Source organism: Bacteroidia bacterium (genome assembly GCA_019695265.1).
Classification (GTDB): Bacteria; Bacteroidota; Bacteroidia; order JAIBAJ01; family JAIBAJ01; genus JAIBAJ01.
Genome location: JAIBAJ010000012.1, coordinates 1 through 24,106, shown reverse-complemented (window position 1 = coordinate 24,106; position 24,106 = coordinate 1). Strand labels below are relative to the sequence as shown.

At 39.1% G+C, this 24,106-nt stretch carries 19 protein-coding genes and 1 tRNA gene; 12 read left to right on the top strand and 8 right to left on the bottom strand.

The window, feature by feature from the left end; translation table 11 throughout:
- The first annotated feature begins 339 nt into the window (after nucleotides 1–339).
- On the top strand, nucleotides 340–1,326 hold the full coding sequence (gene meaB / locus K1X82_03580) for a methylmalonyl Co-A mutase-associated GTPase MeaB (protein MBX7181171.1): 987 nt from the start codon (nucleotides 340–342) through the stop codon (nucleotides 1,324–1,326).
- Entirely contained in the window at nucleotides 1,323–2,405 is a 1,083-nt protein-coding gene (locus K1X82_03575) for a tetratricopeptide repeat protein (protein ID MBX7181170.1), read from the top strand. Before meaB ends, K1X82_03575 begins: the two co-directional genes overlap by 4 nt.
- Before the next feature lie 462 nt (nucleotides 2,406–2,867).
- Here the strand turns inward: K1X82_03575 and K1X82_03570 are convergent, their stop codons facing one another.
- A complete protein-coding gene (locus tag K1X82_03570) occupies nucleotides 2,868–3,767 on the bottom strand; it encodes a universal stress protein (protein MBX7181169.1) in 900 nt (299 codons plus the stop codon).
- Nucleotides 3,768–3,871: 104 nt separating this feature from the next.
- Here K1X82_03570 and K1X82_03565 point away from each other — a divergent pair, with 104 nt between their 5' ends.
- The 6 genes from K1X82_03565 to K1X82_03540 all read left to right on the top strand — a co-directional run bounded on the left by K1X82_03565 (nucleotide 3,872) and on the right by K1X82_03540 (nucleotide 12,595).
- On the top strand, nucleotides 3,872–4,696 hold the full coding sequence (locus tag K1X82_03565) for a hypothetical protein (protein ID MBX7181168.1): 825 nt from the start codon (nucleotides 3,872–3,874) through the stop codon (nucleotides 4,694–4,696).
- A 63-nt stretch (nucleotides 4,697–4,759) separates the two neighbouring features.
- Nucleotides 4,760–8,086 (top strand): T9SS type A sorting domain-containing protein, encoded by a 3,327-nt coding sequence (locus K1X82_03560; GenBank protein MBX7181167.1) that lies wholly within the window; start codon nucleotides 4,760–4,762, stop codon nucleotides 8,084–8,086.
- Nucleotides 8,087–8,144: 58 nt separating this feature from the next.
- Nucleotides 8,145–9,473, top strand: coding sequence for a M20/M25/M40 family metallo-hydrolase (locus tag K1X82_03555; protein ID MBX7181166.1), 1,329 nt, complete (start codon nucleotides 8,145–8,147; stop codon nucleotides 9,471–9,473).
- 92 nt (nucleotides 9,474–9,565) lie between these two features.
- On the top strand, nucleotides 9,566–10,207 hold the full coding sequence (locus tag K1X82_03550; protein MBX7181165.1) for a hypothetical protein: 642 nt from the start codon (nucleotides 9,566–9,568) through the stop codon (nucleotides 10,205–10,207).
- A 375-nt stretch (nucleotides 10,208–10,582) separates the two neighbouring features.
- Nucleotides 10,583–11,767, top strand: coding sequence for a hypothetical protein (locus tag K1X82_03545; GenBank protein ID MBX7181164.1), 1,185 nt, complete (start codon nucleotides 10,583–10,585; stop codon nucleotides 11,765–11,767).
- Between the two features lie 9 nt (nucleotides 11,768–11,776).
- Nucleotides 11,777–12,595 carry an Omp28-related outer membrane protein gene (locus K1X82_03540; protein ID MBX7181163.1) on the top strand — a complete coding sequence of 273 codons (819 nt, stop codon included), beginning with the start codon at nucleotides 11,777–11,779 and terminating at the stop codon, nucleotides 12,593–12,595.
- A gap of 34 nt (nucleotides 12,596–12,629) precedes the next feature.
- Here K1X82_03540 and trmD read toward each other — a convergent pair whose 3' ends face one another.
- The 6 genes from trmD to pdhA all read right to left on the bottom strand — a co-directional run bounded on the left by trmD (nucleotide 12,630) and on the right by pdhA (nucleotide 18,889).
- Entirely contained in the window at nucleotides 12,630–13,304 is a 675-nt protein-coding gene (gene trmD, locus K1X82_03535) for a tRNA (guanosine(37)-N1)-methyltransferase TrmD (protein MBX7181162.1), read from the bottom strand.
- Nucleotides 13,305–13,320: 16 nt separating this feature from the next.
- Nucleotides 13,321–14,349, bottom strand: a complete 1,029-nt coding sequence (locus K1X82_03530) for a 2-oxoacid:ferredoxin oxidoreductase subunit beta (GenBank protein ID MBX7181161.1) — start codon at nucleotides 14,347–14,349, stop codon at nucleotides 13,321–13,323.
- An 11-nt stretch (nucleotides 14,350–14,360) separates the two neighbouring features.
- The gene (locus tag K1X82_03525; protein MBX7181160.1) at nucleotides 14,361–16,214 is read right to left on the bottom strand and encodes a 2-oxoacid:acceptor oxidoreductase subunit alpha; all 1,854 of its coding nucleotides are present in this window, start codon (nucleotides 16,212–16,214) and stop codon (nucleotides 14,361–14,363) included.
- A 14-nt stretch (nucleotides 16,215–16,228) separates the two neighbouring features.
- On the bottom strand, nucleotides 16,229–16,480 hold the full coding sequence (locus K1X82_03520; GenBank protein ID MBX7181159.1) for a NifU family protein: 252 nt from the start codon (nucleotides 16,478–16,480) through the stop codon (nucleotides 16,229–16,231).
- A 121-nt stretch (nucleotides 16,481–16,601) separates the two neighbouring features.
- Nucleotides 16,602–17,873, bottom strand: coding sequence for a pyruvate dehydrogenase complex dihydrolipoamide acetyltransferase (locus K1X82_03515; GenBank protein MBX7181158.1), 1,272 nt, complete (start codon nucleotides 17,871–17,873; stop codon nucleotides 16,602–16,604).
- 20 nt (nucleotides 17,874–17,893) lie between these two features.
- Nucleotides 17,894–18,889 (bottom strand): pyruvate dehydrogenase (acetyl-transferring) E1 component subunit alpha, encoded by a 996-nt coding sequence (gene pdhA / locus K1X82_03510; protein MBX7181157.1) that lies wholly within the window; start codon nucleotides 18,887–18,889, stop codon nucleotides 17,894–17,896.
- Nucleotides 18,890–19,442: 553 nt separating this feature from the next.
- On the opposite strand from pdhA, the gene K1X82_03505 reads away from it, so the two are divergent.
- The 3 genes from K1X82_03505 to K1X82_03495 are packed head-to-tail and all read left to right on the top strand — an operon-like array spanning nucleotide 19,443 to nucleotide 22,286.
- A complete protein-coding gene (locus K1X82_03505; GenBank protein MBX7181156.1) occupies nucleotides 19,443–21,014 on the top strand; it encodes a hypothetical protein in 1,572 nt (523 codons plus the stop codon).
- A gap of 16 nt (nucleotides 21,015–21,030) precedes the next feature.
- Nucleotides 21,031–21,573, top strand: coding sequence for a dihydrofolate reductase family protein (locus K1X82_03500; protein ID MBX7181155.1), 543 nt, complete (start codon nucleotides 21,031–21,033; stop codon nucleotides 21,571–21,573).
- On the top strand, nucleotides 21,549–22,286 hold the full coding sequence (locus K1X82_03495) for a YesU family protein (protein ID MBX7181154.1): 738 nt from the start codon (nucleotides 21,549–21,551) through the stop codon (nucleotides 22,284–22,286). Before K1X82_03500 ends, K1X82_03495 begins: the two co-directional genes overlap by 25 nt.
- Before the next feature lie 106 nt (nucleotides 22,287–22,392).
- Here the strand turns inward: K1X82_03495 and K1X82_03490 are convergent.
- Nucleotides 22,393–22,466, bottom strand: a tRNA-Asp gene (locus K1X82_03490).
- A 254-nt stretch (nucleotides 22,467–22,720) separates the two neighbouring features.
- Between K1X82_03490 and K1X82_03485 the strand changes: the two genes are divergently transcribed.
- Nucleotides 22,721–23,533, top strand: coding sequence for an SDR family oxidoreductase (locus tag K1X82_03485; GenBank protein ID MBX7181153.1), 813 nt, complete (start codon nucleotides 22,721–22,723; stop codon nucleotides 23,531–23,533).
- Nucleotides 23,534–24,106 lie beyond the last annotated feature (573 nt).

The window sequence follows — 24,106 nt, the reverse complement described above, 5'->3', positions numbered from 1 at the left end:
TGTGGGCTACTTACCTCTATCGTTGCCCGAGGGTGCAAGCCCTGAAAGTTATTGTTGAAAAATAGTGTATGGAAGATCCTTGAGGAATGAACGGATGGATTTTAAAGATTTTTAAATGATTAAAATTCAATTTGTATTTGGGACGATTTATGGAAATTATGCCCCAAAAATATCGGATTCATACCTTAATAAAGATGTTTGGATTGGAAAACAGGTTTCAAATCAATTCAATTTAAGGTTGTTTTTCTTTTAACTGGCTTTATTCACCCTGGTTTGTTAATTAGTAAAGTATGGCCGGGGTAGGATGGAGGTGGTCGCGAATATCTTTGCTCTTCCTTCATCGACTTGCAAGATACCAACACCATAGTAAATGAATTGCTGCAAGGCAATCGAGTTGCTTTGGCCAGGGCCATTACCCTTGCTGAAAGTACCAGGTTGGAACACCAACAAGTGTCTGGAGAGATTCTTCACCGGGTAATTACTAAAACCGGTAATTCATTAAGGATTGCCATTACCGGTGCTCCAGGTGCTGGCAAAAGCACTTTCATTAATTCTTTGGGAACCTTGCTTTGTGGTTTGGGCAAAAAAGTTGCTGTCTTAAGTATTGATCCCAGTTCAGAAATTTCCAAAGGAAGCATTTTAGGCGATAAAACCCGGATGGAAGAACTATCCCGAAATCCATCAGCCTTTATCAGGCCTTCTCCAAGTGGAGGAGAATTGGGGGGAGTTGCCAGACGTACAAGAGAAGCCATGTTGCTTTGTGAAGCTGCAGGGTATGATGTTGTTTTAATAGAAACGGTTGGCGTTGGCCAAAATGAAACTGCCGTTCAATACTTAACAGATATGTTTGTTTTGTTGCTGGTTACCGGCTCCGGTGATGATTTGCAGGGAATAAAAAGAGGAATTATGGAAATGGCGGATTTGTTTGTAATCAATAAAGCAGATGGAGATAATTTATTGAAAGCCAAACAATACAGAACTGAAATTGCCCAGGCCATTCATTTATTCAGAGCCGCAGATAATGGATGGATAACCCCAATCCTTTCTTGTTCCTCTTTAGATCATACCGGAATGGAGGCTATTTGGAGGCAGATTGAAACCTTTTTTCAACAAATGAAGTTGAGCGGTTATTTGAACAATCGGCGTTTGGAACAGAATACTTTTTGGTCGGTAAAAGTTTTAGAGGAAGCCTTAAACCAAGCTTTCTTATCGTCTGAAACGTATAGGGAATTCGCAAAAAATCGTCCAGATATTATCACATCATTGGAAGCTCAACAAGTTGTAAATGAATTTTTAACCCAACGCTACTCTACTAAAAAACCATGAGGATTACTTTTACTATTTTATTTCTATTTCTTACTGCATTTGTTTTTTCCCAAGATAATCCGGCTAAGGCCAGAAAACTTTATGAGGAAGGAATAAAAATGATGGAGGAGGGGAAGCTGGCAGAAGCTTCTTCAAAAATTAGAGAAGCCAAAAGCCTGGACCCTCAAAACCTGGATTTAAAATATGTAGAAGCTTATTTATTTTACAAAAAGAAACAATATCCGGAAGCCATTTCCAATTTAGAGGCATTTATTAAATCAGGTAATGCTAATTCGAATACTTATAAGTTATTAGGGAATTGTTATGAATTAAAAGGGGAGAGGTTGAAAGCCATTGAAACCTATCGACTTGGTTTAAAAGCATTTCCAAATTCAGGAGAAATGTTGATGGAAATGGGCTTGGTAGAAATGTTTAATAAGAATTACAAAATAGCTTTGGAATATTTTGAGAAAGGAATAAAAACCGATCCATCTTATGCTTCAAACTACTATTGGGCAGCAAAGCTTTATAACCAAAGTTCAGAAAAGGTATGGGTAATGGTTTATGGCGAAATGTTTATGAATATTGAACGTAATACGGATCGAACCATCGATATGGGAATGTTGTTGTTTGATTTGTATAAGGATGCTTTCGTAAATAAACCTGATACGGCTAAATACCTTCAACTAACTCAAATGTGGCTTAAAGCGGAGGCAAAATCCGGAACCCTCATAAAACCTAAAGCTACACGCACCTTTGAACAAACTTTTACGGAATGTATGAGTCAAAATACCATTCAGAAAAATTTCAATCTGGGGGTTTTGGCTAATTATCGCAATAACTTTTTAACCGATTGGTTCAATGAAAACCGTCAAAAGGCTTTCCCTAATGCACTCTTTGCATACCTCAAAAAAATGAAGGATGAAGGAAAGTTCGAGATGTATAATTATTGGTTATTTCAGGAAGGGGATCAACAGTTTATGGCAACCTGGTACGAGAAAAATCAAGCTAAATTTACGGAGTTTCTAGCCTGGTTTTCTGATAATCCTATGAAAGTGGATTCGGAAAATAAAGTGTATCGTCTTCAATATTGGAAATAAATTTTTTCAGACTTTATTTGACTATTCTTCGAATAAAAGTGAAAAAAATTCAATATAGTTTTAGACTAGTTATCAAATGAAATTGTTATAAAATCAGGAGGTTGCACCTCGGGCAACGATAGAGGCAAGTAGCCCACAGTACACCTACGGCGATAGCCTAGGTGGACGAGGACTACAGCCGATAGCGTGACCCGAACGCCGTGCAAGATGTAATAGGTTTTTGCAAAAAAAAGTTAGGCGGAGGGGGCCCGCATACAAAGTATAAAAAAATAATTTTACCCAGCCAATTGACTTTTACGGGATACTCAACTTAAGTCGGGGATTTTAACTTAGCCAATTCTGATTTACAAATTCTTAACTCGTTTATGCATTTCTAATACGCAATCTGGCTTTAACCAATAACCATAAGGTTTTAGATGTTAATGATTTGACTTGGTTTTTTATACTTGAATTTAAACCTAATTACCAACCGTAACCATGCAGGTTAACTGCATCCGGATTAAAATTGGCTTTAATAGTCAAAATAGGAATGGGGGAATGGTTTACCAAACTCTTTTCCAATGACTCTTGAAAATACTCTGTAATATTCAATTTGTCCATTCCTCTCATTTCTACAATTAAATCTGCTCCGGTTTCCATGGCATGGTTTAACAAAGAGTTGGAATAGTAATTTTCGGAAACCACTTCAACCGTACAGGCAATACCTTTTGAATCAGCAACGGCTTTTATCTGTTCAGCTTCTTTAGAAATTTTATAAGTATCCTTTTGAGTTCCTTCCTCATCTACTCCAAGCACGTGAACTGATGCATTGTAAATTTGGGCTAGTCTTAAAGCATACCTTACTTTTTCTCTGGAATGTTGACGGTCATTAAATGGAAGAAGTATTTTATTGAAAATGCCATTTTTTAAAGTAGATTGAATGGTTAAAACCGGACAATCTGCCTCACTTACAACCCGGTAGGCATTGCTACCCACCATAAATTCACGAATACCTGAAACTCCGTGAGTTCCCATCACAATTAAATCTATGGATAGTTCCTTGCTGCATCTAACAATTTCCAAGTAAGTTCTTCCTAAAACCGCCATGGTTTGAAAGGGTGGAAAATCAGGTTCTGCTTTGGAGTATGCTAATTCGGCCAATTTTGTTCTGCAAGCTTCTAAAACTACTTCTTCGTATTCAGCACTATTGGGCACCGATACAAAACTTGGATTATTAGTAGCCAAAAGTGATTCCACGACATTCAAAATGGTGATTTCAGATTGGGTGCGTTTGGCTAACTCAATGGCATAACTTAATGCCTTCATTGAAGTTTCTGAAAAATCGGTTGGTACCAATATTTTCTTGATGTTAAATGTTTCCATGGCTCAAATATCGGTTGGTTATTATTGCAAAAATATGACAGATGAAATTAAGAGTATGATTTTTGTCAGTAGAATTTTGTTTTTCTTTGGCGAATAATAAATGAATGCCAATTAATATGGGTGAAAGACCAAGGAGATTTAACTTCAAATATACAATCCTATTCCCATATTTTATTGTTTTTGTTTTGCTTTATTCAACCATTTCTGCTCAAACCTGGCAGGAGGTTTATTTTCGTAGTGAAATTCTGCAAACGGTAAATGTTTCAGATTCTTTACAACTAGCCATTTATGAAATTGATTTACCGGCGGGTAGTTTAGCTTATGCTGTAAAGCTAGAGATTTTTGAAGATGAGTTGCCAGGTACACCAGGCTTGTTGAAGAAATTAAATTCTAAACCTGAATATCAGGATTATCAAACCTATGAAAGTGGACAATTTGATTTTTTTTCAACGACCATTAAGCCGGAAATTAACAAGGTTGATTCCTTATTAGAAAATTATTCAAAAGGATTTAGGTGGACTAAAGCTTGTAAGGCTGTTGAGTTTTCTGCAAAAGATTGCCCTGGCTCAAAAATATGGCTCGGCGTTTTAAGTCCCGTTATGAATAAGGAGTTATTTATTCAACTGCAAGTAGCAGCGTGGGTAGATGAAGATTTGCAAATGTTAGGGAAGTCACTTAATTCTTACCCAATTCAAAATATTTCCAATCAAACTTTGCATTTCCAATTGAGCCAGGATGGATATAATTGGTTCTCTGTTCAATTGGCTCCTATGACTGCGAAAGACTTCTTTTTTAGTGAAGCCAGGCTTGCTCTGAAAATGGATGACTTTCAAATGGAAAAAGAGTTGATTTATCTATATCCTCATCAAAATTATACCTTGCTCTTATTGCCGAATTCCAACAAAATCAGGATTAGTACATTTCCTTAAAAACAATGGTAGTGTATTTATTTCCAAAAACTTAGTATTTTAGCCAAACTTAAAATTACTTGTATGCACTCCCGAATTTTACCTGTTTTTTTTGCTCTATTCCTTGTTAATCTTAGTTTGTATGCTCAAACTGTTTTTCATGATGGTAGCGACTATACTGAATTAGAAGTTCAGTTTGCTTCCCCCACTTTCAGAACTGTTGAAACAAGTCAAGGTATGGCAGTATTACCTTCTGTTCCACAAACTGTACCAGTCTTAAAAAAAGCTGCACCTCAGGTTTTAACCAAGGCAGTTTCCATAGCCATTCCGAATAAAGCAATTGCCCATGTTCAAATTGTTGCGGAACAGTCAACAACCTACCAAAATTACCTGTTGGCACCTTCTAAAGGAAATATTAAAAGGAATATTCAACCGGAAACCTTGCCATATGAATTTGGACCAGCCTACCAATCCAATGAATTTTATCCTTCACAGGCAGCCGAAATAGGTCATTCCTATGTATTAAGATCGATCGAGGGGCTGTGTTTAAATTTCTATCCCATTCAGTATAATCCGGTTTCTAAGGAATTAAAAGTTTATTCCTCCATTCGGGTTCTGGTAAGCTATTCTTATCCGAATGGCCAAGATTTTCATAAGCCTTCACTTACTAAATCTTTTGCAGGCGCGTTTAACAGGCATTTTGTAAACTTTTCCCAGGCAAAGTATAACAATGTAGGTCAGAGAGATAAACTTTTAATCATTGCGCCTAATTCCTATTTTCAGACCTTGGCTCCGTTTATCCTTTGGAAACAACAAATCGGTTATACAGTTAAACTAACCGACTATGCAACCCTTGGTAGCGCGAATGCCATGGACCAATATATCCAAGATCAGTATCAAAATGAAAATATTGGATATGTTTTGCTCGTAGGCGATCATCAACAAATTCCTGCCTTTAATACCAATTATGGATATAGTGATAATTATTATGCTATGATTGATGGAAATGATTGGTACCCGGAATTGTTTATGGGAAGATTCTCCGCTGAAAATGTGGATCAACTAAATACCATGGTGCAACGGGTAATACGCTATGAAAAATTTCCTCAGGACAATGGCAACTGGTATAGTGAAACGGTTTGCATTGGCTCTGATCAAGGTCCAGGCGACGACAATGAGTATGATTATGAACATGAACGTGTGATTGCAGGTAAAATGACTAGTTATACCTTTACGCATGCTTATGAATTATATGATGGATCTCAAGGAGGAAACGATGCTGCCGGAAACCCTAATTTCAACGATTTAGGCATTATCCTTGAAAATGGAGTTTCTTATGTGAATTATACCGGACATGGAAGTGAAGATTTGATTGTTACTACCAATTACAGCATTACCCAGGTCAATCAATTGAACAATGTAGATAAATACCCTGTATTTGTTTCAGTTGGTTGTGTTAACGGAAATTTTACTGATATGACTTGCTTTGGAGAAAGCTGGATTCGTGCTACGGATGACAATGGTAATCCGGCAGGGGCCATTGATGCCATGATGTCTACCATTAACCAAAGTTGGAATCCTCCAATGAGTGCACAAGATGAAATGGTGGATATTATTACCGAGCAATATGCAGGATTTACACCTAAAAATTTTGGTTGTATAGCGAACAATGGCTTAATGAAAATGAACGATGATTATGGCCAAGGAGGGGACGAAATGACTGCCACCTGGGTTATTTTTGGTGATCCAACTACCATGATTAAAACAGCAGTGCCAACTCCACTTGTTCTTACACATGATGGAACAACCCCAATAGGAACATCTTCAATTACCATGAATGGTAATGTGGAAGGAGCTGTAGTGTCTGTTACTCAAGCCGGAAATGTGCTGGCAACAGGAACAATTAATGGCGGAACTGTTACCTTATCTTTTGAACCTATTGCCACTACCGACAGTTTGGAAGTTGTCGGTTTCTCGTTTAATACCAAACCCTATTTAGGTGGAGTAACTGTTATTCCTAACACCGGACCTTATGTTGGAAACAACAATTGGTTACTTGCTGACCTCAATGGAAATGGACAACAAGTGGCTCATTACAACGATTCTCTTCGTCTTTCTTTTGATTTGGAAAATATTGGAAATGCCCCAACTGCCAATGTAACCGCCACCCTTTCTACCTCTGATCCTTATGTTACTATTTTTGATAATACAGCCAATTTCGGTGATATTTCTGCCGGGGCAACTACCGGTTTAATTGATGCTTTTGGAATAAAAATTGCCACTTTCGTCCCTAATAATCACCAAGCTCCTATGTTGGTAACCTGCACCGACGGACTAGGTAATTCCTGGCACTTTACAGTTCAGGTTACCATTTTAGCTCCGGTTTTATCTGTAACTGATGATTTCTTAATTGAAACCAATGGTTCCATTAATCAGGTTCTGGAAAGTAATGAAACAGCCGATATTAACATCGAAGTAAGTAATTTGGGAGGAAGTAATTCGCAGGAGGTATTTGGAACATTAACTTCTTTAAGCAGTTTTGTTCATATTTTGAATAATTCAGTAGCCGGAAATCCGATAAATGTGTCTAATCAGGATAATTATACTTTCCAGGTTTCTGTCGATGCAAATGCACCTGTGAATGCCTATGCTAATTTCACTTTTGTTGCTGCTTCCGGACCTTATGGCGATACCTTCCAATTCAGTATTCCGGTTAACCAAATTCTGGAAACTTTCGAAAGTCAAGATTTCTCCAAATTCCCCTGGACCTTTAGTGGAAGTTCTCCCTGGATTACCACTTCTTACCAACCATATGAAGGTAATACCTGTTCAAAATCGGGAAGCATCGGAGATAGTCAAACTTCTGTTATGCAATTGTCAATTAATGTGGCTTCTTCTGATAGCGTTGCATTTTTCTTTAAAACCAGTTGCGAGCAAGATTATGATTTCCTAAAATTCTATATCAACAATTCCTTGCAAAATCAATGGACCGGTAACACGGCTTGGTCCAGAAAGGCCTATGCCGTTTCTGCCGGACAAAAAACCTTTAAATGGGTATATGAAAAGGATAATTACTATTCCGATTTAGATGATGCTGTTTATTTAGATAATATTCTTTTGCCACAAGCAGTTCAAGATTCATCCATAGGAATTAATACCTTATCTGAAGCTATTTCCTTGCTTGTTTTCCCTAATCCTGCACAATCCAAAGTTTGGATTAAAACCCAAGGATTCCAAGGGAAATCTGTGCAAGTTTCCTTAATCAATACCTTAGGTGAATTGGTATATTCAAACTATCACGCATCAACAGAAACAATGGAAATTAATTTAGATGAATTGGCTAAAGGTCTTTATCACCTAAATTTATCCAATGGTGAACAACAAATAACTCACAAATTAAGTGTTGAATAAAAATAATATGTTCTTAAAAAAAGGCTGGATTCTTTTTGGATTCAGCCTTTTGTTTTGGATGCCTCTCCTTGCCCAAAACAAAGATTCCATCTTGATTGGAAAATTTTTTGAATTTGAAAAATCAAAAGGGTTAAGTTATTCCCTGCTTCGAAGTCTATGCAAGCAAGTCGGACATCGGTTAAGTGGTTCACCCAATGCAGAAAAGGCAGTGAATTGGGCAGAAGCAGAAATGCAGAAATTACAACCCAACCGGGTAAGTAAACAAGCTTGTATGGTGCCTCATTGGGAAAGGGGTAGGCCTGAGGTTGCCGTAATTAAATCAGCTCATCAAACTATCCCACTCGATGTTCTGGCTTTAGGCGGTTCTGTTGAAACAGGGAAGGATGGTATCGAAGCCGAGGTGGTGATGGTGGAGGATTTTGATCAGTTAAAAAAACTTGGTAAAGCCGGAATAGAAGGTAAAATCGTTTTCTATACGGTTGTGATGGATTCAACTGTTGAAAATGCATTTTCATCTTATGGCAAGGCCGTTGCTTATCGTTGGAAAGGACCGGCAGAAGCTGCAAGGTATGGTGCAGTTGCAACGATTGTTCGAAGCATGTGCACTCGTACCGACGATTACCCTCATACCGGAACCATGCGATACAATGATAGCTTACCCAAAATTCCATGCTTCGCCATTAGCACCTTGGATGCAGGAATTCTAAAAAAGCATCTGGAGGCTAACCCAAAAGACAAGCTTTTCCTTTTTTCAGGATGTAAATTTTTTCCCGACTCGCCTTCCTATAATGTCATTGCCGAACTTACCGGCACAGAATTTCCAAATGAAATAATTACCGTAGGCGGTCACTTGGATAGCTGGGATGTAGGAGAAGGAGCACACGATGATGGGGCAGGAGTTGTTCAATCGATGGAAATTATCTATTTATTTAATCAATTGGGTATTAAACCTAAACGTACCATCCGGGTAGTAGCATTTATGAATGAAGAAAATGGTGGAAGAGGAGGAAAGTCGTATGTAGATTTTGGTTCTCCGGGTGAACTGCATTTAATGGCTATTGAAAGCGATGAAGGCGCCGGTAAACCTCTTGGTTTTGGTATCGAAGGGGCAAATGAATCTTTTTACGCCAAAGTGAATTCCTGGAAAAAGTATTTTATCCCTTTTGGTCTAACTCATTGGCCTCATGAAGGTGGTGGATCTGATATTGAACACCTGGTCGAAGCCAAAAAATGTGTTTCCGTTGGTTTTATTCCCGATCCATCCAAGTACTTTTATTACCACCATTCCAATACGGACGTGTTTGAAAATATCGATGAAATGGACCTGAAAAATGGGGCAGCATCCATGGCTGCATTTGTTTGGCTGGTTTCTGAATATGGCTTGTAATACGGTATTAAAAAAAAATAGGGGAATCTCTCGATAAATTTGGATTTTTTCAAAGAACACTTACCTTTGTTCCCCTCTGTAATTTCTAAAAAGTGAAAAAACTTGTACTTGGTTCTTTCTTAATGCTTTCCCTGACTATTCAGGTTAATGCCCAAATTAACACTTCCGGTAACGTAGGTGTTGGTACCACTACTCCTCAAGTAGATGCCGTGTTAGAAGTAACTGCAACCGATAGAGGTATGTTGGTTCCTCGTTTGGCTACTACCGCTATCAATGCAATTTTCTCCACCTTTGGCCAATGCTCACCTGGCTTGTTGGTTTACAATACCGATGTAAATCAATTCTGGTATAATAGTTCTTCATCACTTTCTAGTCCGCCGGTTTGGGTTCAATTTCCTATCCTGGCTTGTCCTACAAATTTTGTTGCAGTTAACCAATCGTATTGCATCCTAAACAACGAACAAACTGCTGATACCTGGTTTAATGCAGTCCAAAATTGTGGAACCTTTGGTGTAAATGGAACTCCGGCTCACCTTTGTACTTGGGCAGAATGGTACAATGCCTGTCCTAGTGCAGGTACCTTGCTTATCAGCAACATGACAGGTAATAGCGAGTGGGTCGATGATGCTACAGGTGCTTCTAATGCCAAAGTGGTTGGTACTACCAATTGCCAAAGCTCCGGTGAAGCTGCTGTTACAACCCAAAACACCTACCGCTGCTGCTTTAACAGATAAAAAATTAGAAGGTTTGAATAAGTTCGGCTTTTCCGGTCGGACTTTTTTTTTGTTATTTTTATGCGGGTACCTTCGCACAACTGTAGCATTTTAAACTAGATTTTGTTAGGCTCAGGTCCGGGCTATACGTTCCTAGTCCTCGTCACCCTCCGCTAAGGCTGCGGGTTCCTGTGGGCTATCCACTTCTATCCCTACCCGATACAAAACCCAACATTTTCTGTATCCCAAACCCGGTTTTCCCCCAAATTTCACCTTTCCATTATTTGTCCATTATTACCAAAAGCTTGGGAATAATATATTGGTATTGCCTGGTAGGAATAATTTCAAACTTTGTCTTAATTCATTTGATTAAGTACATTTGAGGAATTCATTTTTATGTCTATCCTCAACCGAACCTTTCAGATTTTTCCTCTGATTACCTTGCTTTTTGTTACCTCTTGCAAAAAGGACAATACCGATAATACGAATTCAGATTCCTACCAATTTGTCTCCGATTTAAAAGGGTTTGAATATGTAGGAGCATTCGAAGAAGCAGATGCACCTGCCTATTATGCTAACCCGGAAGAATTTATAGTTGAGGAGTATTTGGATAATACAAGAGCCTTGGTTATGACTCAATCCACCATTGATAATCCTCCGGATAGGAAAAAGTGGTATATGCTTAATTTTAAAGGAGGAAAACTAACTGAAACAATAACTCCACCTGAAAAAACCGGACCTGATTGGGGTAATTTCATGCAATTTTGTTTTGACCACGAGAATTTTGCCTTACAATCATGGCATACAACGGATAAGTATTTCTATGAACTGAACAAAAGCGGTGGAGAACGAAGCTATTTCATTACAGGTGGCAATAACTTGGGAACATTCCTGGTAAAGAACCATTTGCTTAGAACCATTTCTGAAACTTCCTTCTGGCCTTATAGCACCTTAAATCAAAGCGATGAGCCACAGTTTTTATTGACCTCTGAACTTTCAGCCATGTACAACATTGACTATTTTTTTGATTCGGAAAACTATGATACTCAAGGAAGCCAAAGTATTTATACAGGCTATTTTTACCCAAGCAATGATGGCAATTGGATAGGTGTGGCTCGTGGTAACCAAACCCTTGATACATTCTTAATTAGCCATGATCCACCCCTTTTTTACAATAAGTTCCTATGTAAGACTTATGTTGAAAAACATGGAAACATAGTAAACCTGGTTTTTATAAAGAATAAATTTAATCCAAATACGGACCAGGATATAAGCTTCTATCAGTTGGATATGACAACCAATGTGCTTACACCGGTTTTGGAGAATAAATCCTTACCTCCTGATGAAAACTATGAAATTAAGGGTTTTAGAAATGGAAAGTTGTATGTTTTTCCAACTTCCAATGCAACAGATCAACAACCATTTACAATGGCTATGGACGGAACTGAAACTCCTTTTTATGTTCCAACTAATTCATCCAAAGGAAATTTGTTGCGATTGAGATTTACTCAGAAGTATGTGTATGCTTCCTTTTCGGATGGAATTAAACGAATGGAGTTTTATCGCAAGAGTTTATTTTAATTCATAGTTATGTACAAAATTACCGGTTTATTTTTACTCGTATTATGCTTGAGTTCCTGCAAGAAGGATGAAACTTCGGGGGATACTAATCCAACTTTCCCGGCGGCAGAAATGCAACCTGTTTTCTATTGTTTCACTGCTACCTGGGATAGCATTTCAGGAAAGCAAGGTAAACCCGCCATGGACTCGTTGCGATTAAGAAATCCCAATGCAGTTATTATTAATTGCCATTTAAACGAATCCAATGGGAAGGTAGATCCATTAAGCAATTCCTGGAGCCAAGGACTAGCAGATTTTTATTCCATTCAGGTTCCAAAAGATAGTTTGTTCGCTTTACCTTATGTTTATTTTGCATACAATGGACAATTGGGAGGCTTGAATTATACCGGATTGAGTGCTTTTAGCCAACAGGTAATTTTAGATTGGACCCAAGAAAACATCGAACCGGCAATGACTATGGTTATAAACCCTACCATCACTTCCAGTTTATTGGAAATTTCAATTGATTATAAATCGATTTATAGTTTTCCTACCAAAGTGTTTTTTTCTGTTTTGATTACTGAAAACAACATTTCATCACCCCAAGTTGGAGATTTGAGTTTTAAACCCAATGTTCATGATGATGTATTAAGGAAATGCTTAACTGAATACAATGGACAATTAGTTGCCAATTCTTTGAATGTAAATCAAACAGGTAATTTTTCAATTAATACTAACTTGGATAATTCATGGAATGTAGATGAATTGTATGTAAATGTTTTAGTTTGGTATTTCGATCCGGTTTATGGAAATATGGTGCAACTCGCCAAAAGGCAAAAATTAAAGTAAGGATTTCAAAAAAAAAATTGAACTTGGAATAAGCTTATTCCAACAAATCAGGTCTGCGGATCTTAGTTCGTTCTACCGATTGTTCATGCCTCCATTCATCAATTTTGCGTTGGTGGCCGCTTAATAGAACATCCGGTACTTTCATACCTTCAAAATCTGCCGGACGAGTATAAACGGGAGGTGCCAATAAGTTATCCTGAAATGAATCGCTAAGGGCAGATGTTTCATCACCGATCGAACCGGGAATTAATCTAACTATGCTATCACAAAGCACTGCCGCTGCCAATTCCCCACCGCTTAGAACATAATCTCCAATTGAAATTTCCAAAGTCACATATTTCTCTCTAATTCGTTGGTCTATTCCTTTGTAATGGCCGCAAATTACCAAAATATTAGTGAGCGTAGATAAGCGATTAGCTAAAGCCTGGTTATGAGTAACTCCATCCGGTGTAACAAAAATGATTTCATCGTACACTCTTTCCTTTGTCAAACTTTCAATACAATTTGCTAAAGGTAAGGGCATTAATACCATTCCTGCGCCACCACCAAATGGATAATCATCCACCTGTTTATGCTTATAGGGGGTATAATCTCTTAATTGGTGTACCTGAATTTCAACAATTCCTTTTTCTCTGGCACGCTTTACGATGCTATGCGAAAAAGGACTTTCAAGCAACTCGGGAATAACTGAAATAATATCTATTCTCATTCCTGGTTCGAAGGAATTAGGCTACAGTCCAGGTGTTATTTCCACGCAGTAAGGCATCCAAATCGCCTTCACCTTTTGACAAAGATTCTTGCAATTGTTGTTCCATTGCTTCTTCGTAGGTGAAACGATTTTCGGTATAGAAAACTCCAAAAGGTCTGGGTAAATGTCCTTCTTTTGCCGGATCATCAAAGAATCTTGTTAATATGGAAGCTTTTACACGGTCAGTTTCGTCATGAATCCACAAATCGTTCACTGAATTCCCTTCCAACTCAACAATGGTTGGTTTAAATCCATCCAACTTTATTCCTTTATTCTTATTTGCACCGAAAACCAATGGTTGACCATGTTCTATAAACAAGGTTTCTTCAGCTTTGGAAGATTTTTCTGTAAATACTTCAAAGGCTCCATCATTAAATACATTGCAATTTTGGTAGATTTCAACCATAGAAGTGCCTTTGTGTTGATTTGCACGTTTTAGAATGGTACGAAGATGAATCGGGTCACGGTCCATGCTTCGTGCTATGAAGGTGGATTCTGCACCCAGGCATAATGCCAGTGGATTAAAAGGATGATCAATCGCTCCCATAGGAGAGGACTTGGTCACTTTCCCTTTTTCAGAAGTAGGTGAATACTGTCCTTTAGTTAATCCATAAATTTGGTTATTGAATAAAAGTACATTTACATCAAAGTTTCTTCTCAATAAATGGATAAGGTGATTTCCTCCGATGGAAAGTGCATCTCCATCCCCGGTTACCAACCAAACGCTTAGGTCTGGACGGGCAGCTTTTAAACCGCTGGCAATGGCTGTAGCTCGTCCATGAATACTATGCATTCCGAAGGTTTCCATATAATATGGGAATCGGCTTGAACATCCAATTCCTGATACAAAAACCAATTGTTCTTTTGGAATTCCTAATTCCGGAATTACGGTTTGTACTTGTTTTAAAATAGAGTAATCGCCACAACCCGGACACCACCGCACGTCCTGGTCGGTTACTAATTCTTTGGAGGTATAGGCAGTGGATGTTGCTGTAATTTCTGTCATAGGAATAGAGTTTAATTAGCCAATACTTCGTCAATTTTATCTTTAATCTCTTTGGCTGTAAATGGAATACCTTTTATTTTATTGAAACCTTGGGCTGGCACTAAATATTTATCACGTAATAACCTTACTAATTGTCCATTGTTCATTTCCGGTACAATTATTTTATCAAAGTTATTGAGAATTTCACCCAGGTTCTTAGGGAAAGGGTTAAGGTACTTAATATGAACATGAGATACTTCCAAACCCTCAGCCAGTGCCTGTTTAACTGCTGCGGTGATGGAACCATACGTGCTTCCCCAGCCAACAATCAGTAATTTTCCTTTTGCTCCTCCGCTGTCAATGGTTTGTAGCGGAATATAATCAGCAATTTTATCCACCTTTGCCTGGCGCATTTTAACCATAAATTCATGGTTTGCCGGATCGTAACTAATATTACCCGTTTCATGTTCTTTTTCAATTCCACCTATTCGGTGCTCGAGTCCCTTAGTACCGGGTATGGCCCATTCCCGACTTAATTTTTCATCACGTTTGTAAGGTAAGTATTTACCATCTTCAGTTTTAGAATTGATGGTAGCAAATACCGGTTTGATGGTTGGTAATTCAGACGATTGAGGAAATTTCCAGGGTTCTGCACCATTGGCGATATATCCATCTGATAAAAAGAACACAGGTAACATGTGTTCCACTGCTAATCGGGTTGCTTCAATCACGGTATCAAAGCAATCGGATGGAGATTGGGCTGCAATTACTGCCACAGGTGATTCGCCGTTTCGACCATAAATTGCCTGTAATAAATCCGCTTGTTCCGTTTTGGTTGGAAGTCCGGTGGAAGGCCCGCCACGTTGTACATTTATCAATACCAGAGGTAATTCCAACATGAGGGCTAAACCAATGGCTTCTCCTTTCAGTGCAATACCGGGTCCTGATGATGCTGTAACGCCTAAAGCTCCACCAAAGCTAGCTCCAATTGCCGATGCAACTGCAGCTATTTCATCTTCGGCTTGAAAGGTCTTTACTCCAAATTTTTTGTGTTTGGATAGTTCGTGCAAAATGTCTGATGCCGGTGTAATAGGGTAGGTTCCATAAAATAATTGCAAGCCTGCCTTTTTGGCCGCCGCAATTAATCCTAAGGCCGTAGCCTGATTCCCCATAATGTTTCTATAAGTTCCGGGTTTCATGGTGGCTTTTTCCACCTGGTAGCGGGTCATAAAGGTTTCACTGGTTTCTCCAAAATGGTAACCTGCCTTGAGTACCTTGGTATTAGCCTCTACAATTTCCGGTTTCTTTTTGAATTGCTCTTTAATGTAATTTAAACTGTTGTCTAAAGAACGGTTATACATCCATAGAATAAATCCCAAAACAAACATGTTTTTGGTTCGATCTATTTCTTTAATTCCCAATCCGCTATCTGCCAAGGCTGCCTTAGTCATTTTGGTAATGTCTAATTTAAATACCTTGTAATTAGCTAATGAGTTATCTTCCAAAGGATTTACTCCATCCGGATATTTGGATAATTTGAGGTTTTTAGGATCAAATCCATCAATGTTTGCAATAATAACCCCGCCTTGTTTTAATTGCTTTAAATTAGCTTTTAATGCAGCGGCATTCATAACTACTAAAACATCGCAATCGTCGCCGGGGGTATAAATTTCGATACTGCCAAAGTGCAACTGAAATCCGGATACACCGGCTAAGGTACCTTGTGGGGCACGAATCTCGGCCGGGAAGTTTGGAAAAGTACTTAAATCGTTTCCAAACAAGGCATTGGTATTGGTAAATTGGGTTCCGGTTAATTGAATTCCATCTCCACTGTCACCGGCAAAAAGTATGGTGACATCCTTTTTTAATTCTATTGTTTTATTCATGTCAGCTACGTTCATTAAATGGTAAATAAGTCTTCCGGAACAGATTCAACTGCACTGATTTCTGGAGCTGCCTTCTTGATTGTTTCTTCAACACCGGCTTTCATAGTCATATGCCGCATGCTACAAGATGAACATGCACCCAAAAGTCTAACCTTCACAACCAACTCCGGAGTTATTTCTATAAACTCTATATCTCCACCATCGTTTACCAAAAACGGACGAAGTGATTCCAAGGCTGATAAAACACGGCTTTCTAAATCATTCATAATTAGCTTTATAGGTTCTAGGTGTAGGCTTATTTACGTTTATGCAAAGATGCAAAAAAACAGGAATTAAATCCTGCTTTTTGTCATGTTTTTCTAGGTGTTTAGTCTAAATTTACCGACTTTAAATGGAACCTTCTCCAACCAACAAAATGGGATTTTCAAGGTAACGTTTCAAGGTTTGTAAAAAGGAGGCTCCGGTGGCACCATCCACCACCCGATGATCGCAACTTAAAGTTACTTTCATTAGCTGTCCTGGTACAATCGATCCGTTTTTTACCACAGGAACCTGGTGTATTCCTCCAACGGCTAAAATGCAAGCGTCCGGCGGGTTAATAATGGCTGTAAATTCTTCTATTCCAAACATACCCAAGTTGCTAATTGTAAAGGTATTTCCTTGCCAATCAGCAGGTTGAAGTTTTTTCTCCTTGGCTCTTTTTCCTAAGTCCTTTACTTCGGCAGAAATTTCTGATAAAGATTTGGAATCGGCAAACCTAACAACCGGTACTAATAATCCATCTTCTACTGCAACAGCCACTCCAATGTGGGTATGTTCATTGTATCGGATTCGATCTCCCAACCAGGATGAATTAATGGCCGGATGTTTTTTTAAACTTAAGGCACAGGCCTTGATTACCAAATCATTAAAAGATAGTTTTACCGGACTTACTTCATTTAAAATGGTTCTTGCCTGCGCTGCTGCCTCCATATCGATGGAGACTGTTAAATAAAAGTGAGGCGCACTGAATTTGCTTTCCGCTAGTCGTTTGGCAATAGTTTTACGCATTTGTGAAACCATTACTTCGGTATATTTCTCTTCTCGTATAATGGTTTTATTTCCGGTTTGGAAGTTTTCAATATCCCGTTTAATTACTCTTCCGCCATCACCACTTCCTTTTATCTGATTAACATCTACTCCTTTTTCCTGGGCTAACATTTTGGCTAATGGAGAAGCTTTTAATCGATCGCTACTTGTATGGGTTGAAACTGTAACACTATTGGAAGTAGTTTCTTTAGTTTGAACCGGCGCTGTTTTGGCAACCGGTTCCGGAGCAACAACAGGCTCAGGTTTGTTAGGTTTTGCTTCCGGGGTTGCAGGAGTTTCAATGCTTGGTGGTGGTGTTTGAGCCTGGGTTAACAATTCGGAAATATCTTCTCCGGCTTTCCCTAAAATGGCTAATATGCTGTCAACCGGAGCTGCTTTGCCTTCCAAAACCCCAATGTGTAATAATACTCCATCCTGAAAAGACTCAAATTCCATGGTGGCTTTGTCGGTTTCAATGTCGGCAAGTAATTCGCCAGATTTAACCGGGTCGCCCACTTTCTTATGCCATTTTGCTACCACTCCTTCGGTCATGGTGTCGCTGAGTTTTGGCATTTTAACTATTTCAGCCATACTGTCTTAAATTGGTTTTATTAATCTTTTAAATAAGGGTAATCATTTTCTACATATACATCCACAAAGAGTTCGCTTGGATCAGGATATGGTGATTCATCTGCGAATTTTACGGAGTCTTCTACCACGTCGATTATTCGTTTTTGAATTGCTTCTAATTCTTCGTCCCCGGCCCATTTATTTTCTAAAATGGTTGTCAGAACTTTTTGTATAGGATCTTGTGCTTTATAAGCCTCCACTTCCTCCTTGGTTCTGTATTTGGCCGGATCGCTCATGCTGTGTCCTCGGTAACGGTAGGTTTTCATTTCCAATAAGGTTGGACCCAAACCTTTTCTGGCCCGGTCGGTTGCCTCTGCTATAGCCTCATGCACCGCTTCAACGGTCATACCATCCACAGCAAAAGAAGGCATTTCATAGGCATGCCCCAACTTGTATAAATCGGTTATGTTGGAAGTTCGCTCCACCGAAGTTCCCATTGCATAGTTGTTGTTTTCAATAATGAATATAACCGGTAATTTCCAAGTCATAGCCATGTTTAATGCTTCGTGAAATGCACCTTGCCTAACTGCTCCATCTCCCATGTAGCAAAGGGTAACGCTGTCGTTTCCGCTGTATTTATCTGCAAAGGCAATACCTGCACCCATTGGAATTTGAGCACCCACAATACCATGTCCGCCAAAAAAGCGATGTTCCTTCGAAAACATGTGCATACTGCCACCCTTTCCTTTGGAGCAACCGGTAATTTTTCCAAATAATTCGGCCATTACTTCTCGTGGACTAACCCCTTTTGCAATTGGATGAACGTGATCGCGGTAAGCGGTAATCATGTTATCACTGTGTCGGATAACACTGGAAGCCCCGGCTACCAATGCTTCCTGTCCAATATACAGGTGGCAAAATCCTCGTATTTTCTGCTGAATGTAAAGTTGTCCTGATTTTTCTTCAAACTTGCGGTAGAGTAGCATTTCCTCGTACCATTTTAAGTATTGTTCTTTACTGAAAGTTGTCTTTCCCATAGTCTGATTTTCAACAGCAAAAGTAGGGGAATTGGGAATAGAAAGTGTAAGTTTCACACTTGCTGTTCACCATGTATTGTGAATAGCTTTGGCAGTGGTAGTTTCTGTAGCCTTTGCAAGTTTTTTTTATTTTGGATTGGATTCGATAACTCCACTTTTGAAATACCACAGGTTGGGGTTCGGTCGGGTAGGGATAGCAGTGGAAAGCCCACAGACGGCCGTGGCTTTAGCCCGGGCGGCGAGGACTTGAAACGAATAGCCCGACCATGAGCATGCAGAATTTTATGGCTTGCAATTTCCTTCGTTGCGAATGGGACCCGCCTAATAAAAAATATATTGCTCTAAAAATTAATCAGTTATAGACGATTTTTAATTCAAGATTACGCATTAGAAATGCCTTAACTCGGGGTAAAACCAATTAAATCAAGTAGTTAGGATTAGGAATCCTGCTTATGATTCATTTAAGTTTAAGGTAAAAGGCTGGACTTGTTTTTGAGAGTTGTTGAATGGAGCGAAAATCATACCTTGCGAATGGAAAACAAAATATCGAGGTTTGGAGAAACTTAGAAATCTGCCGGAATTGCTGAATGCCCGTCGTAACCTACTATTGATAGGGGTTTTGGGAATTGGAATCTTGCTTAGACTGTTGCAACCTCATACCTTGTTGCTGGACCCCGATTCAACCGGATATGCAAGTCCGGCACTGAATTTTCTGCTTCAAGGCCAACCCGACCATGTTTACGGTCGATCCTATGTGTATCCCTTGTTTTTATTAGGAATCTGGACCATTTTTAAGAATTTATTTGTGGTAGCTTTGGTTCAAATGACCATTGCATTGGGAAGTTTAGTTCTGTTTTACCACAGCATGGACGAATGGTTAGAAACCAAGCTGGATAAGGGATTGCTGCCAATTGCAAGAACCATGCTGCTGTTGTTGATACTTTTGATGGCCTGGGATGGAAATATTTATCTTTATGAACATTGCCTAAGGCCGGAAGGATTGGGAATGGCTAGTTTACTGGTTTTAATTTCAGGATTGCTGAAATACGATTTGGCAGAATCGCCCGGATTGAAATGGTTAATAGCCTGGTTATTAATTATTTTTCTTGTGTTACTTGCTTTGTTACATCCAAGGTTTATGCTTTCATTCGGCTGTATAGGCCTGGTGTTGGCCAGGGAAATTTGGAAGGAGAAGCGCTTGGGGTGGTACCGAATAGTTTTTTTTGTTTTGTCATTGATAGTCAGTGTCTTAGTGGTTTACCCTGAGATTTATTTGAGTAGAAAATTTGATACTGTTGGTCGTTCTTTTGCAATGAGGCAATTGGTGTATAGTCAGGTTACTTCTGTTTTAGACCTGGTAGAACAAGGGAATTGGGTTGAAGCTGATTTTGATACCACTTTTTTTAAACGTGATATGCACCTGGTTTTACAGGAGAAAGGAGGCGGAAGTGCTTATTACAAGGCTTTGGGATATAACTTGGATAAACTACAGTACGAGTTATCGGGTAAGGATTTGTACGCTTATTTTAATTCGAAATGCGCCAGGTTGTCGCAAGGGAAAATGGAAAGTATTTCGTCGAAAGAGCTTGCTGCCAAAAGTGATTCGGCGTATAATAATTACTTTTATGGTTGGGCCACTAAATTGGTAGTTCAGAGGCCTTGGTCTTTGGCCAAAAAGATGGTAAGGGAAAATGTATATGCCATGCTTATTACCTATCAAAATTTTTTGGGTTTTCCGTTTCATTTAAAATACGAACAATCGTTTGAGTCGAGTCGGGTGGAGCAGGAGATTTTGCTTCAAAACATGGGGTATAAGCCAGGACAATTGGTTGTATTGAATAGGCCTTGGGTGATGGATGCCTTCTTTTTGCTTATATGTATTCCTTTGCAAGTGTTGTTTTTGATTTCATTGATTTACCTTGGATTGGCAGTTTGGAAAGGCCAATTGCCCTGGTGGGGAAGTTCTATTTTTGGGGCCATACTCTTGTACTACCTCAGCGTTGGCTTTTTGCATACCTTAGGCTTCCCGAGGTATATGCATAGCTTGAGTCCGTTGATGTACGTTTCGGTTTTTTTAGCTTGTATATTGACATTGCAAAAAAAAGTAACCAAGGATAATTCGTAGATTAAGATTGCATACTATGGGAAAAGTAATTTTGTATATAGCCAAAAGTTTGGATGGATATATTGCCAGAAAGGATGGCAGTTTGGATTGGTTAACTTCGATTCCGAATCCGAAAGTTGGAGATTATGGTTACCAGGCACTTTTGGAAAGAATAGATACCCTGGTAATGGGCAGGAAAACGTATGAAGAACTGCTGAAATTTGGCATTGAATGGCCATATGAATCCTACCAAACATATGTAGTTAGTTCCAACTCAAATTATCCGATTTCTACCCCTCAAACTACCTTAATTGGTTCTGAAATTGTAGATTTAATTAAGTCGGTTAAAACAAAAAATGAAAAGGATATTTGGTTGGTTGGAGGCGGAGAATTGAATAGTTTGTTGATAAAGAATCAATTGGTTGACCACCTTCATCTAACCATCGTACCTCGCATGATTGGTGATGGTATACCATTGTTTAGTCCACATTCAGTTTCAAGTGATTGGGAATTGGTGCGTACTCAGGTTTTTGAAACAGGCCTGATTAATTTGGAATGGAATTTAAAAAAACAGGAATGACTGGTAGAGACTTATTTTTTTACCCGGTTTGTACTTTGTTAGTTTGGGCTATTTTCTTGAATGCAAGTTTTGGTCAAAGCATTAAGAAAGGAAAACTGGAGTATGAATTGGATTTAATGGATACAACCAAACTTCAGGAATGGCGCATGGAAGGACAGGGAAGATGGAATGTACGGGATGCTTGGTTGCAACTGTATTCTCCCGGTGAGTCGGGGCATTTTGTATTTTGGTGTCCACAGGAGTTCCCGGCCGATTTTATTGCAGAGTGGGAGGTTCAGAATTTGCATCCGGAGGCTGGGTTATGCATTGTGTTTTTTGCAGCAACCGGACTTCATGGAGAAGATTTGTTTTCAGAAAAGTTGGCAGGTAGAACGGGAGTTTTTAAGCAATATACCCAAGGCGATATCAACAATTACCACCTTAGTTATTATGCGAATAATCCGAGGGAGTGGGGCAGGGTAAAGGCTAATTTACGCAAGAACAAAGGATTTAAGAAGGTACAATCGTTGCGGGAAGGTATCCCAAAGCGATCCAAAGAAGTGCATCGATGCAGGTTGGTAAAACATGGTGGGAAAATTCAGTTTTTTGTAGACGATCGGGTGGTGATTGATTGGAAGGATGAACAAGCTTTAGGAGGGGGTAAGATAGGTTGGAGACAGATGAAGTGGACAAATTTCCGTTACCGGAATTTTAGGGTATGGTCGGTGGAGTAGGGAAGAAGAAGAAAAACAGGTGAAATTGGACAATAAATTCAATCCAAGGAAAAAGGGGAGGGATTAAAAGCAAAAAGCCTAACACATTGAATGTATTAGGCTTTTGCGGTCCGGACGGGACTCGAACCCGCGACCCCATGCGTGACAGGCATGTATTCTAACCAGCTGAACTACCGAACCGTTCCTTAATGGGAGTGCAAAAGTAGTAGCTTTTTTCTTACAACCAAACTTTTTTTTGATTTTTTTTCGTCTTTTCTCAATTTTCTAATTCCAAACAAAAATTATACCGAATGGACATTATGTTTAGTCCAATTTTATGTATTAATTATCTTAAAAAAATTGGCCTAACATATTGTATCCTCGGTACTTACCAATCTAAATTTATAAAAGCCTTCGTACTATTTATAAATTAAAATTGGTATTACCTTTGTCGCATGGCAAACAATATCCTATCCGGAAAGCGAGGAATCATTTTTGGTGCCCTTGATTCCAACTCCATCGCCTGGAAAGTGGCGCAAAAGGCTCATTCAGAGGGTGCAACCTTTACCTTGACCAATGCACCTGTTGCACTTCGCATGGGAACCATGAATGAGTTAGCCCAACAATGCAATGCTCAAATTATTCCGGCCGATGTTACCCTTAACGAGGATTTGGAAAAGCTTTTTACCCAAAGCATGGAAATCCTGGGTGGTAAATTGGATTTTGTTTTGCACTCGGTAGGCATGTCGCTCAATGTTCGAAAAGGACGTGAGTACACCGATACCAATTATGATTTTTTTCATAAAACATTAGACATATCGGCTCTTTCCCTGCACCGGGTTTTGCAAACTGCCATGAAATTGGATGCTATTAACGATTGGGGTTCAGTGCTAACTTTAAGTTATATTGCCGGACAAAGGGTGTTTCCGGACTACAATGATATGGCCGATGCCAAAGCCATTTTGGAAAGTATTACCCGTAGTTTTGGATATCATTATGGTACCAAGAAACGGGTAAGGGTAAATTCGATTTCACAGAGTCCGACCAAAACAACTGCCGGAAGTGGAGTTAAGGGATTTTCCGATTTTTTTGGTTATGCCGATAAAATGTCACCTTTGGGCAATGCCACAGCCGACGATTGTGCTAATTATTGCGTGATGATGTTTAGTGACTATACCCGCATGGTAACGATGCAAAATCTTTTCCACGACGGAGGTTTTTCTTCCATGGGCATAAATCCGGCTGTATTAGAAGGTTTAGGAGAATAAGTAGCTGCTTTTGTACGAGAGGGAATCAGGTTTTCGGGCTTGTTTCTCGCTTTTTTTTTGAATTATGCGGGCCCATTCGCAATACTATTTAGGTTCCATATCGGCAGAGGCAAGGCTCATGGCCGGGCTATCGCTGTTACTCCTCGGTCCGCTGCTATCGCCACGCGGCCCTGTGGGGTAACCTGCTCTATCCCTGCCCGAAGGGGCAGTGCTTTCTAATAGGGGAAGTGCAAAAATTAATCAACTATGGCGATTTTACGAATTGCAGCTTTGCTATCGCTATTGCTTAGGAAATCTTTAACATCTAATAACCCTGAAAGCCTCACCAATACTTGACTGGAAAATCGGTTTAAAATGACTATTGCCAATTGGGGGTTAATGGCTTTATTCTTTTTTAGAATAGGATGAATGTTGTTCGGAACATGAGTTAAATTATTTGGAAAAAATGTTCCAAAACAAAAGCAAAAATAGGGTAGGAAGTTTACCTGGAGTTTGAATTGGATTTTACAAGAATAACATCAAGGAAACTAAGGGTCAAAAATTCAGTCTGGCGGAGAAAAGGGAACAAGCAAA